This window comes from Pseudomonas sp. ANT_J12 (assembly GCF_008370045.1).
GTDB lineage: Bacteria > Pseudomonadota > Gammaproteobacteria > Pseudomonadales > Pseudomonadaceae > Aquipseudomonas.
Map to the genome: position 1 here is coordinate 36,675 of NZ_VOBN01000034.1, position 11,252 is coordinate 47,926.

Sequence of the window (11,252 nt, forward strand, 5' to 3'; positions counted from 1 at the left end):
TGCCCGCGAAGGCGTCGTGTCAGCCAATAAAGATGTCGACTGACACGACGCCTTCGCGGGCATGCCTCGCTCCTACAGGTTCCCGGTTGGCCGACACATCGCGTTGACGATGTAGAGATTAAAAAAGATGTATTCACTTGAAGACTTATTGCACCTGATGAACCGCCTGCGCGACCCGCAGTTCGGTTGTCCGTGGGACATCAAGCAAACCTACGCCACGATCGTTCCGCACACCCTGGAAGAAGCCTACGAAGTCGCCGACGCGATCGAGCGCGGTGACTTCGATCACTTGCAGGGCGAGTTGGGCGATCTGCTGTTCCAGGTGGTTTATTACAGCCAACTGGCCCGGGAAGAAGGGCGTTTCGAATTCGCCGGGGTCATCGACGGCATCACCCGCAAATTGATTCGTCGTCATCCCCACGTGTTCCCCACCGGCGATCTGTACGCGCCGCTGGACGTCCCGCGTCTGAATGAGGAACAGGTCAAACTGCGCTGGGAAGAGATCAAGGCCGAGGAACGCGCCGAGAAATCGTGCGCGCCTGAACAGCTGTCCTTGCTCGATGATGTGCCTGCGGCACTGCCCGCGCTGTCCCGCTCGGCCAAGTTGCAGAAGCGTGCCGGGCAGGTCGGTTTCGACTGGCCGGATGCGCTGCCGGTGCTGGACAAGGTCCGCGAAGAACTCGATGAAGTGCTCGAAGCCATGGCCGATAACGACTCGGCCGCGATTGCCGATGAAGTCGGTGACCTGCTGTTTTCGGTGGTCAATCTGGCGCGACATCTGAAGGTCGACCCGGAAACGGCCCTGCGTGGCGCCAACAGCAAATTCGAAAGACGCTTCCGATTTATCGAACAGGCATTGCGCGACACCCACCGTCCCATAGAAGATTGCACCCTCGAAGAGTTGGACGCCCTGTGGGGCGAAGCCAAACGTCAGGAAAAGAATTTGCCCAGCTGCGGTTGAGCAGTTGCCTAAGTGAGAAATAAGCACCATGAGCATTTCCCTTCGCGACCAGTTGCTCAAAGCAGGGCTGGTCAACCAAAAGCAGGCCAAACAGGTCGGCAAAGAGAAGCAGAAGCAGCAACGCCTGGTCCATAAAGGCCAGGTCGAACAGGATGACACCCAGCAACGCCTGGCCAAGGAAGCGCTGGCCGAGAAGGTCAAGCGCGACCAGGAACTGAATCGCCAGCAGCAGGAGAAGGCCGAGGCCAAGGCCCGCGCCGCCCAGGTCAAGCAATTGATCGAAGTCTCGCGCCTGCCGAAGCTGACCACCGAGGACTACTACAACTTCGTCGATGACAAGAAGGTCAAGCGCCTCTCGGTCAACCCGCTGATGCGCAACCAGCTCAGCAACGGCTTCCTGGCGATCGTGCATCACGCCGGCGGTTACGAGGTGATCCCCCGTGAGGCGGCCCTGAAGATCCAGGAGCGCGATCCGCAGCGGATCGTGCAGCTCAACGTCAAGAAAGAAGAAGTCGCGGCCGAGGACGATCCGTACGCGGCCTATCAGATTCCTGATGATCTGATGTGGTAAGCCTTTAGGGCCCGCTACAACGACAAACCCCGCTCATGGCGGGGTTTGTCGTTTTCAATGCTGTAGTTGCTTCACGCCTGGGCGGATCGCAGTTCGCGCTGCTGCTCCAGTGTTTCCAGTTCAGACTTGTAGTTATGCGCATCGGTCTCGGAATGGAACATGCCGACCAGCATGTCTTGTTGATGTACATCCCAGATACGGATACCGGCGGCGATGCCTTCATGGGATTTATGTGAATCGTCGCGTTCAGTTACTTTTACAGTCATCTGCTAGCTCCAATCTCAGTTACCTGCACCAAGGCGTGTGCAGGCCTCTGTTATATGTTTTGTTAGCTTCCTAAGTAAACGCTTTCGTTCGGCAACGAATAATTGCGAAAACTGCAAAAGTCCCGCAGCCCGCTAAACACGCGACATTCGGTCGCAGGTGGCTGAGTTAGATGACAAAAGTTTCATGTTCGCGATGAACAAATCCGCTGCTTGAACGCCGTACCTGTAGGAGCCTGGCTTGCCGGCGAAGGGGCACTCAAGGGCGCCTTGGCCGGCAAGCCTGGCTCCTGCAAAAGCATTGCGATGGCTTTTTCCAAGTGCAAAAAAAACGCCCCGAACCAGTCGGGGCGTTTTTCTGTGCGGCGAGGCGGCGGGGTATTACTTGCCGGCCCAGCGCTTCAGTACCAGCGTAGCGTTAGTGCCACCGAAGCCGAAGCTGTTGCTCATCACGGTGTTGATGGTGGCGTCTTCGCGCGTCTTGGTCAGGATCGGCATGTCAGCCACTTCCGGGTCCAGTTCGTCGATGTTGGCGGAACCCGCCATGAAGTTGCCTTCCATCATCAGCATGCAGTAGATCGCTTCGTGAACGCCGGCGGCGCCCAGGGAGTGACCCGACAGGCTCTTGGTGGAGCTGATGGCCGGTGCCTTGTCGCCGAACACCGCACGCACACCTTTCATTTCCGCGAGGTCGCCGACCGGAGTCGAGGTGCCGTGGGTGTTCAGGTAGTCGATCGGGGTGTCGACGGTGGACATGGCCATCTGCATGCAGCGGATGGCGCCTTCGCCGCTTGGTGCGACCATGTCATAGCCGTCGGAGGTCGCGCCGTAGCCAACGACTTCCGCGTAGATCTTCGCGCCACGGGCCAGAGCGTGTTCCAGCTCTTCGACCACGACCATGCCGCCACCGCCGGCGATGACGAAACCGTCACGGTCAGCGTCGTAGGCGCGGGAGGCTTTTTCCGGCGTGTCGTTGCGCTTGCTGGACAGTGCGCCCATGGCGTCGAACAGGAACGATTGGCTCCAATGCTCTTCTTCACCGCCGCCGGCGAACACGATGTCCTGCTTGCCCATCTGGATCTGTTCCATGGCGGTACCGATGCAGTGAGCACTGGTGGCGCAGGCAGATGCGATGGAGTAGTTCAGGCCCTTGATCTTGAACGGTGTGGCCAGGCAAGCGGAAACGGTGCTGCTCATGGTCCGCGTGACGTAGTACGGCAGAACCTTCTTGATGCCTTTTTCACGCAGGGTGTCCAGCGCTTCCATCTGGTTCAGCGTGGAAGCACCGCCGGAACCGGCGATCAGGCCGGTACGCGGGTTGGATACCTGCTCTTCGGTCAGGCCCGAGTCTTCGATGGCGCTTTTCATCGCTACATAAGCGTAAGCCGCTGCGTCACCGACGAAGCGAAAGGTCTTGCGATCAATCAGCTCTTTAAGCGGCAGGTCAATGGAGCCGGAAACCTGGCTACGCAGACCCATTTCGGCATATTCCGGGTTGAACCGGATGCCCGGGCGACTTGCACGCAGGTTAGCGGAGACGGTCTCTTTGTCATTGCCCAGGCACGAAACGATGCCCAGACCAGTGATAACGACGCGGCGCATGCGGATAACCCTTAGAAGTTTTCAGTGGAGGTGAACACGCCGACCCGGAGGCCTTCGGCGGTGTAGATTTCGCGGCCGTCGACACTGACCGAACCATCGGCGATAGCGAGGTTCAGCTTGCCTTTGAGGACGCGCTTGATCTGAATGTTATACGTAACTTTCTTGGCAGTCGGCAGGACCTGACCAAAGAACTTCACTTCGCCCGAACCCAGTGCACGACCGCGGCCCGGCAGGCCTTGCCAGCCCAGGAAGAAGCCGACCAGTTGCCACATGGCGTCGAGGCCCAGGCAGCCCGGCATCACCGGATCACCTTCGAAGTGGCAGGCGAAGAACCACAGGTCTGGAGTGATATCCAGCTCGGCGACCAATTCACCTTTGCCGTACTTGCCACCTTCTTCGCTGATATGGGTGATGCGATCCACCATCAGCATGTTCGGGGCGGGCAGTTGCGCGTTACCTGGGCCGAACAGCTCACCGCGACTGCAGCGCAGCAGGTCTTCCCGAGTAAAGGCGTTTTGTTTGGTCATGCGAGCTCCTCAATAGTCCCGTGCGGCAGGGTGGGGCAAATCTTCCCGGCCGATCGAAGCGTTCATGCCTCGAGTCGACAGCCTACTCATAGACTATTGCGTTGTGGTGAAAGTCACAGCACCAAGGACATGAATGTACACTTGTGCACTGAAATTATTATTCAAGCCCCTTTTCGGGCCTGTTCGGGTGCCTAAGACTGCCGCACTTTCGCCTTTCACGCCAGTCGCAGATAGCCGAAAGGACAGCACTACTGCACCCAACGCTGCAGAATTTGCTGCAGATCAGTGCGTTTGAAGGGCTTGGCCAGGTAATCGTTCATGCCCGCCGCCAGGCACGCTTCGCGGTCACCCTGCAAGGCGTTGGCCGTCAGCGCGATGATCGGCAAGTCCAGGCAACCGGGCAATTGGCGAATCTGGCGGGTCGCTTCATAGCCGTCGATGATCGGCAACCGGCAGTCCATCAGGATCGCCTCGAAAATCAGACTCTCGGCACTGCGTACCGCCTGGGCGCCGTCGGTGGCGACGCTGACCGTAAAGCCCAGGCTGCGCAACATGGCTTCGATAACCGTCTGGTTGACCGGATTGTCCTCCACCAGCAACACATTGCGTCCTTCACCGTTGCCATTGCCGGTCGGCACCCGTGGCGCCGGCAGTTCCGGCAAAGCCTGCTTATAAAGCGCGAGGGGGATTTCCAGGGTGAACACCGACCCGCGACCCTCCTCGCTCTGGGCCCGCAACGTACCGCCCATGCGTTCGGCGAGGGTGCGGGCAATCGGCAAACCGAGCCCGGTGCCGCCGTAACGTCTTGAAATGGAACTGTCGGCCTGCTGGAACGCGTTGAACATCAATTCCAGGCTTTCGGGGGAAATCCCGATGCCACTGTCGCGCACGGTGCAGGTGAACCACAGCAATTCGTGATCCAGGGATTGCCACTGCGGCTCGATGGTCACGCGGCCCTGTTCGGTGAACTTCAGAGCGTTGCCGATCAGGTTGACCAGGATCTGCCGGATCCGCGTCGGATCGCCCTGAACCTGCAACGCACGCATGTCGTCGGGAATCAGCAGCTCAAGGTCGAGCTTGCGTTGCACCGCGCTGTGCTGGAACGACTGGGCGCAACTGCCGATCAGGTCGGCGAGGTTGAAGGGAATGTGCTCCAGCTCCAGTTCCGAACGCTCGATGCGCGAGAAGTCGAGGATGTCGTTGATCACCTTGAGCAAGTGTTCGGTGGACTCCGACGCCAGCGCCGCGTATTCGACCTGCTCCTCGGTCATGTCGGTGGTTTCGAGCAATTGCAGCATGCCCAGCACGCCATTCATCGGGGTGCGCAGTTCGTGGCTCATCATCGCCAGGAAGTCGGATTTGGCGTTGTTGGCCTTTTCCGCTTCCTCGCGGGTCTGGATCAACTGCGACATCGCTTGCTGCTGTTCGCGGCTGGCCTTTTCCAGACCTTCGGCGAGGTTGTTGATGTGTTGCGACAAGGCCCCCAGCTCGGTGTCGTCGACGATCGGTAGCGGCGTGCTGTAGTCGCCTTTCTGGATCGCCTTGACCGCGTTACCGATGTCGCGGATCGGTTGCGATAGACTGCCCGCCAGGCGCCGGGCCAACAGAAAGGTGAACAGCAAGGCGAACAGCGCGAGGATCCCGGCCTTGAACAGGATCTCCTGCTGGCGCTGGCTGAAGGCGTCGTTGGACAGGCCGACGATCACCCGCCCCAGATAGTCCTCGCTCGGCGCACTGACCGAGGTCTTGGTGTTCTGGAAGAAGTCATTGTTCAGCGCGATCCGTTGCAACCGCACCGGCGCCTGGAACACTTCGACCTGTTGCGAGCGGTTGTGGGATTCCGACGGTTGCTCGACGTACACCAGAATCCGGTTGGCGCTGTCCTGCACTTCCAGAAAGCGCACATTGGGCGTGGCCAGCGTGGCCTTGAGCAGGCTTTCCAACACGTCGTTGTTGCCGGAGATCACACCGTATTCGGTAGCCGGTGCCAACTGGTTGGCGATCAGTTGACCGGTGTGGTTGAGCTCCTGGCGCAAGTCCTGGATGCGCACGAAGGTGAAGAAACTGATCAGCAGCAAAGTCAGCAGCAGGGCAGGGCCGAGGCTGATGATCTGGGTTCGGGTGTTGATGTCCCAACGGCGTCGGAAGGTCATGGGCGGCTTTCTCCTTCAGCCAACTGTGCGGCAACAGATGCTTCATTCATCTGTTCAATACCTAATGAACGAGCCACTTGTGGATTGCTTAAGACTTTGAAGTGCCTGGGGTAGAGCGTACGCGGCCAGGTGGCCGGTGGCCGGTCGAGCAACTCGTCGAGAATCGCCAGCCAGTCGCTTTGGTCGCTGTAGGTGCTGGCCAGGCTGCCAGCCTTGACGAAACCGGCATTGGGGCCGATCAGCGCCATCTGTCGTGCATAGCTGCTGAGCAGCAGGTTTTTCGCGGTTTTCGGGTTGTACAAATCGGGGTCATCGAGCCCGAGCAGTACATCGCTGTTTTTCAGCAGTGTCAGCAACGGGCGACTGTCGTTGGTGTTGTCCCAGCGTTCGGCGACGATCTCCAGGCCCAGGGGCAGGGCGGCCTGGCGCAGTTCTTTCAAGAGGAATTCGCTGTGCCGGTCATAGAGCACGCCGACCCGGCGCACCTGGGGCAACACCAATCGGGTCAGGCGCAATTGCCGGTCCAGAGGCGGATCGCTCCACAAGAGGCTGAGGTGGGGGGGCAGCAGATTATTCAGGCGTTGCCGCGCTTGCAGGCGGCTGATGCGCAGCACCAATGTTGCCGGGCCCTGGCTGTCTTGCAGGCGCCAGTCGAGGCTCGGCAGGTCAAGTAAAATCAAGCGCGTACCGCCGGGCAATTGACTCGGTGCCGGCAGGCTGGCCAGCGGCTGGAAACGCACGCTGTCGGTGGGGCGCAGCTCATTCAGGGCCTGGGTGAAAGATTGCACGCCGGGACTGTCTTCGGCGCCGGTCAGCAGAATCTCCATGGCACTGGCCGACAGACTGCAAAGCAGCCCGCCGAACGCCAGCCACACCACGGCCAACAAATGGCCAAGGCTTGGCGTCTTCCGTGACTGAGGTTGCATCTAAAACGCCAGCTCCGCGCTGAAGTAGAGCACCCGGCGCTCGTCGTAATTGTTGTCGATGAAGGTGGTGGGCTGGTTATCGAGGCGCTGTTGCAGCACGCCGGCCAGTTCCAGGTTGGCCTTGCCCAGGCCGATGCGTTTGGCGATGCGCGTGTCGAGCCGTTCGAAGCGGTAACCGTTGAGGGCGTCGTCCCCATAGTAGAAGAGCGCGCTGTTCCAGCCTTGGCCCCAGTTGCGCAGCCAACCGGCGGAACCGCTGTTGCGTGCCGTCTGCTGTTGGTCCAGCGGGTTGCTGGCCTTGGCATCGACGTAGGCATAGGTCAGGCGCAGGCGATCGGCACGGCTGACATGCCAGTCGAGCTGGGTTTCAGTGCCGGTGAAGCGTGAGTTGTTGGCGTTGCTGGCGATGTACTGGTTGTTGCGCAACGGCTCACTGATCATGCCGGTGATTTCGTCGTAGAACAGCTTCACATCCACCGCCAGGCCCAGCTCGGCGAAGAAACCGTTGTAGCCCAGTTCCCGGGAACGCATGCGTTCCTTGTCGAGGTCGCCGGGGCCGCGGGTTTTCACAAAATAGCGGGCGCTGGACTGGCCATAGGCGCTGGGCCGCAGATTGGTCACCTGATAGCTCCAGTTCACGTTGTTCTCGAACATGTCCGGCGAGCGGATGGCTTCGGAATACACCGCGCGCAAGCCGTGGCGCGGATTGATCAGGTAATTGACCGCCACCCGTGGGGTCAAGGAGCTGCCGGTCAGTTGCGTGTCTTCGAACATCGCGCCGCCCTGTAGCAACCAGTGCTCGCTGGCGCGCCACTCAAGTTGGCCGAACGTGCGCCAGGTGGTGTCGTCGAGGGTGCCATTGAAGTAGGTCTCGGAATCTGCCCGGTCGTAACGATAGTTCATGCCGCTGACCAGCCGCAGACTATCGGACAGGCTCAGGGTGTCTTGCAGTTCGAGGTCGTAGCGCGATTCCCGGGCGCTCTGGTCGATGTCGCCACACAAGGTTCGCTTGGCGCCGTTCTTCCATTGCGCCAGCACCTGATTGCCCAACGCTTGTTCCGCCGCAGTACCTGCCGGGGCGCCGGGGCCGGTGTAACGCTCCATGTTGCGCGCCAGGCGTTCGGCGTAGTTCGGGTTGAGTTGCCACAGGTCGGTCAGCTCGGGGCTGAACGACACTTCGGCATCACAGGCGCGCCAGGTCTGCTGGCGATCCCAATGTTGCGCCGAGCCCTGGATATACAGGCTGTGATCGGGATTGATGTCCAGGTTCCAGCGCAGGGAGCCGGCGTAATCCTTGGCGATTACGTCGGAATTGTTCCCGGCGGCGGTAATCCCCGAGAACACCGGGCGGTAGGTATACGGTCGCTGGTTGCTGCCGTCCTTGGCATTCAATTGCCAGTCGATGCTTTGGCTTTCATTGAGCGATTGGCTGACCGCGAGGTTGAAGCGGTTCAAGCGCCGACTGTCGCGGTAATCGGCGCCGGTGCGGTCCGAGTCGAAGCCGTCGTCTTGCTGGCCGGAGAGCGACAGGCGCAGATCGCCGCCGTCCCAACCGGTGCCCTGGCTGGCGTAGAAATCGTTGATGCCGCGCTGGCCCCGGGTGACTTTCAGGCGCGTGCCGTGGCTGTCCGCCGGGTTGCGGGTGATGATGTTGACCACCGCCATCAGCGCGTTGGCGCCGTAGCTGACGGTGTTGGGGCCGCGAAAGACTTCGATGCGCTCGATGTCTTCCATCGCCACCGGAATATCGCTCCAGTCCACGGTGGCCAGGCCGGCGCGGTACACCGAACGGCCATCGATCAACACCTGCATGCGCCGGGCTTCGCTGGCATTGGTGCCGTGGTAGTTCACTGCCGCCTGGTTGCCATTGATGTTGCCGACCATCATCCCCGGCACCAGGCGCAGCAATTCGCTGATGTCCCGGGCGCCGCTGGCGTTGATGAGTTCGCTGTCGATCACCGTCATGCTCCCCGGCACGGCGGCCGGCGACTGCTTGAGTCGCGTCGCCGTCAGTACTTGCGGCAACGGATCGCTGTCGAGGAACAGGTCGTCGGCCAGCAAAACCGGGCTGAAGAACAGCGCCAGCAGCAGCGACGAGCGAGGTGAGGAGGGGCCAAAAGACACGACACAGCCTTGGTAGCGATTAAGTGGCGCGCATGTTAACCGAGCACGGTCACTTTTCCAGTCACGTTATGGGCATTTTCCTCGGATTTGTTGGTCTTCTTCCTACACGTGTCGGTAATTGACGCGGGGGCTGGCCGCCACTGGGCCGCTCCGTATAATGCCGGCATCGCCACTGGTATGGATTAACGGATTACATATGACTGAACAGCGCCCAATTGCGGTCCTGGGAGGCGGAAGTTTTGGTACCGCCGTGGCAAACCTGCTGGCCGAGAACGGCCATCAGGTCCTGCAGTGGATGCGTGACCCCGAACAGGCCGAGGCCATCCGGGTCAATCGCGAGAACCCGCGTTACCTCAAAGGCATCAAGATCCTGCCGGGTGTTACGGCAGTCACCGACCTGCCTGCCACTCTCGACGCCTGCGACCTGTGCTTCGTCGCGCTGCCGTCCAGCGCGTTGCGCGCGGTGCTGGTGCCGTATGCCGAACGCTTGAGCGGCAAATTGCTGGTCAGCCTGACCAAGGGCATCGAAGCCCACACGTTCAAGCTGATGAGCGAGATTCTCGAAGAGATCGCCCCGCAAGCGCGCATCGGTGTGCTGTCCGGGCCGAACCTGGCCCGTGAAATCGCCGAACACGCCTTGACCGCCACGGTGGTCGCCAGCGAAGACGAAGAACTCTGCGCGCGTGTCCAGGAAGCCCTGCACGGGCGCACCTTCCGCGTCTACGCCAGCGCCGACCGCTTCGGCGTGGAACTGGGCGGGGCGTTGAAAAACGTCTACGCCATCATCGCCGGCATGGCCGTGGCGCTGGGCATGGGCGAAAACACCAAGAGCATGCTGATTACCCGTGCCTTGGCGGAAATGACCCGCTTCGCGGTGAATCAGGGGGCTAACCCGATGACCTTCCTCGGTCTGGCGGGCGTTGGTGACTTGATCGTCACGTGCTCGTCGCCGAAAAGCCGCAACTATCAGGTCGGGTTCGCCCTCGGCCAGGGCCTGAGCCTGGAAGACGCAGTGACGCGCCTGGGCGAAGTCGCCGAAGGCGTGAACACCCTCAAAGTGCTCAAGGCCAAGTCCCAGGAAGCGGGCGTGTACATGCCGCTGGTCGCCGGGCTGCACGCGATTTTGTTTGAAGGGCGCACGCTTGAGCAGGTGATCGAACTGTTAATGCGGGCCGAGCCGAAGACCGACGTCGACTTTATCTCCACCAGCGGTTTCAACTGATTGCTTTATCTACGGGCAGGGAGCGGCACATGAACGATCCGAAAACAGAAGCCAAGTACGAATCCATTCTGCTGCGAGTGTTGTGGATGATCGTCTTCTTGCTGGTCTGGCAAGTGGCGCAATTTATCCTCGGCGCGGTAGTGCTGGTGCAGTTGATCTATCGTTTGATCTATGGCGCCCCGAGCGCCAGCCTGATGAACTTCGGCGACAGCCTGAGCCAGTTCCTGGCGCAGATCGGTCGTTTCGGCACGTTTCACAGCGACCAGAAGCCTTGGCCGTTCGCCGATTGGCCGACGCCGCGTACCCCGGAAGGTGAAGCGCCGCACGTTGTAGCGCCTGCACCGCATCCGGCCCGAGATGAGGAGCCTAAGCTATGAAACTCTGGGTATTGCGTCATGGTGAAGCCGAGCCACACGGCACGCGTCCAGACTCCGAACGGGCATTGACCGCCCACGGTCGTGAAGAAGTGCTGCGCACGGCTGCCGAGTTGATCGGCCGGCCGATTACGGCCATTTACGCCAGTCCTTACCTGCGTGCGCAGGAGACCGCGCAACTGGTCCGTGAAGCGCTGGGGTTCGCCCCCGAGATCCGCACCGTCGAGTGGCTGACCCCGGACAACCGCCCGCAAGCGGTGGCCGAGCAGTTGGTGTCGGTCGATCACGCGTTGCTGGTCAGCCATAACCCGTTGGTGGGCAACTTGCTGGGCTACCTGCAGCACGGTCATGTGCAAGACCCGGAAGCGGTGAAAACCGCCGGCCTGGCGGAGCTGGAAGGCGACTTGCCGCTGGCCGGCGGCATGAAGCTCAACGGCATCAAACACCCCTGACCCGCACACTTGCGTAGGAGCGAGGCTTGCCCGCGAAGGCGTCGTGTCAGTCGACATCGTTGTTGAATGACACGACG

General features: G+C 60.7%; 11 protein-coding genes. 5 read left to right on the top strand and 6 right to left on the bottom strand.

What is annotated here, in order from left to right:
• Window positions 1–127: 127 nt before the first annotated feature.
• The gene (mazG, locus tag FQ192_RS32700; protein WP_149662108.1) at window positions 128–961 is read left to right on the top strand and encodes a nucleoside triphosphate pyrophosphohydrolase; all 834 of its coding nucleotides are present in this window, start codon (window positions 128–130) and stop codon (window positions 959–961) included.
• 28 nt (window positions 962–989) lie between these two features.
• Window positions 990–1,532 (top strand): DUF2058 domain-containing protein, encoded by a 543-nt coding sequence (locus FQ192_RS32705; RefSeq protein WP_149662109.1) that lies wholly within the window; start codon window positions 990–992, stop codon window positions 1,530–1,532.
• 71 nt (window positions 1,533–1,603) lie between these two features.
• Here the strand turns inward: FQ192_RS32705 and FQ192_RS32710 are convergent, their stop codons facing one another.
• The 6 genes from FQ192_RS32710 to FQ192_RS32735 form a co-directional block, all read right to left on the bottom strand.
• On the bottom strand, window positions 1,604–1,798 hold the full coding sequence (locus FQ192_RS32710; protein ID WP_133840456.1) for a hypothetical protein: 195 nt from the start codon (window positions 1,796–1,798) through the stop codon (window positions 1,604–1,606).
• A 378-nt stretch (window positions 1,799–2,176) separates the two neighbouring features.
• Window positions 2,177–3,397, bottom strand: coding sequence for a beta-ketoacyl-ACP synthase I (fabB, locus tag FQ192_RS32715; RefSeq protein WP_149662110.1), 1,221 nt, complete (start codon window positions 3,395–3,397; stop codon window positions 2,177–2,179).
• An 11-nt stretch (window positions 3,398–3,408) separates the two neighbouring features.
• Window positions 3,409–3,924: a 3-hydroxyacyl-[acyl-carrier-protein] dehydratase FabA gene (gene fabA / locus FQ192_RS32720; RefSeq protein WP_042560484.1), complete on the bottom strand. Its 516-nt coding sequence runs from the start codon at window positions 3,922–3,924 to the stop codon at window positions 3,409–3,411.
• A 248-nt stretch (window positions 3,925–4,172) separates the two neighbouring features.
• Window positions 4,173–6,077 (bottom strand): ATP-binding protein, encoded by a 1,905-nt coding sequence (locus tag FQ192_RS32725; RefSeq protein WP_149662111.1) that lies wholly within the window; start codon window positions 6,075–6,077, stop codon window positions 4,173–4,175.
• On the bottom strand, window positions 6,074–7,003 hold the full coding sequence (locus tag FQ192_RS32730) for an ABC transporter substrate-binding protein (RefSeq protein ID WP_149662112.1): 930 nt from the start codon (window positions 7,001–7,003) through the stop codon (window positions 6,074–6,076). Before FQ192_RS32730 ends, FQ192_RS32725 begins: the two co-directional genes overlap by 4 nt.
• On the bottom strand, window positions 7,004–9,127 hold the full coding sequence (locus FQ192_RS32735; RefSeq protein WP_149662113.1) for a TonB-dependent siderophore receptor: 2,124 nt from the start codon (window positions 9,125–9,127) through the stop codon (window positions 7,004–7,006).
• Window positions 9,128–9,323: 196 nt separating this feature from the next.
• Here FQ192_RS32735 and FQ192_RS32740 point away from each other — a divergent pair, with 196 nt between their 5' ends.
• Genes FQ192_RS32740 through sixA form a run of 3 tightly spaced genes read left to right on the top strand, consistent with a single transcriptional unit; the run spans window position 9,324 to window position 11,175 of the window.
• Window positions 9,324–10,349: an NAD(P)H-dependent glycerol-3-phosphate dehydrogenase gene (locus tag FQ192_RS32740; RefSeq protein WP_149662114.1), complete on the top strand. Its 1,026-nt coding sequence runs from the start codon at window positions 9,324–9,326 to the stop codon at window positions 10,347–10,349.
• A 29-nt stretch (window positions 10,350–10,378) separates the two neighbouring features.
• Window positions 10,379–10,726: a DUF4389 domain-containing protein gene (locus tag FQ192_RS32745; RefSeq protein ID WP_123510001.1), complete on the top strand. Its 348-nt coding sequence runs from the start codon at window positions 10,379–10,381 to the stop codon at window positions 10,724–10,726.
• Complete coding sequence (gene sixA, locus FQ192_RS32750) at window positions 10,723–11,175, top strand: phosphohistidine phosphatase SixA (RefSeq protein WP_133840463.1); 453 nt, start codon at window positions 10,723–10,725, stop codon at window positions 11,173–11,175. The genes FQ192_RS32745 and sixA overlap by 4 nt, the downstream gene beginning before the upstream one ends.
• The last annotated feature ends 77 nt before the right edge of the window (window positions 11,176–11,252 follow it).

Coding starts and splice junctions, on each gene's coding strand:
- mazG (WP_149662108.1), top strand. CDS start 128: ATGTATTCACTTGAAGACTTATTGCACCTGATGAACCGCCTGCGCGAC.
- FQ192_RS32705 (WP_149662109.1), top strand. CDS start 990: ATGAGCATTTCCCTTCGCGACCAGTTGCTCAAAGCAGGGCTGGTCAAC.
- FQ192_RS32710 (WP_133840456.1), bottom strand. CDS start 1,798: ATGACTGTAAAAGTAACTGAACGCGACGATTCACATAAATCCCATGAA.
- fabB (WP_149662110.1), bottom strand. CDS start 3,397: ATGCGCCGCGTCGTTATCACTGGTCTGGGCATCGTTTCGTGCCTGGGC.
- fabA (WP_042560484.1), bottom strand. CDS start 3,924: ATGACCAAACAAAACGCCTTTACTCGGGAAGACCTGCTGCGCTGCAGT.
- FQ192_RS32725 (WP_149662111.1), bottom strand. CDS start 6,077: ATGACCTTCCGACGCCGTTGGGACATCAACACCCGAACCCAGATCATC.
- FQ192_RS32730 (WP_149662112.1), bottom strand. CDS start 7,003: ATGCAACCTCAGTCACGGAAGACGCCAAGCCTTGGCCATTTGTTGGCC.
- FQ192_RS32740 (WP_149662114.1), top strand. CDS start 9,324: ATGACTGAACAGCGCCCAATTGCGGTCCTGGGAGGCGGAAGTTTTGGT.
- FQ192_RS32745 (WP_123510001.1), top strand. CDS start 10,379: ATGAACGATCCGAAAACAGAAGCCAAGTACGAATCCATTCTGCTGCGA.
- sixA (WP_133840463.1), top strand. CDS start 10,723: ATGAAACTCTGGGTATTGCGTCATGGTGAAGCCGAGCCACACGGCACG.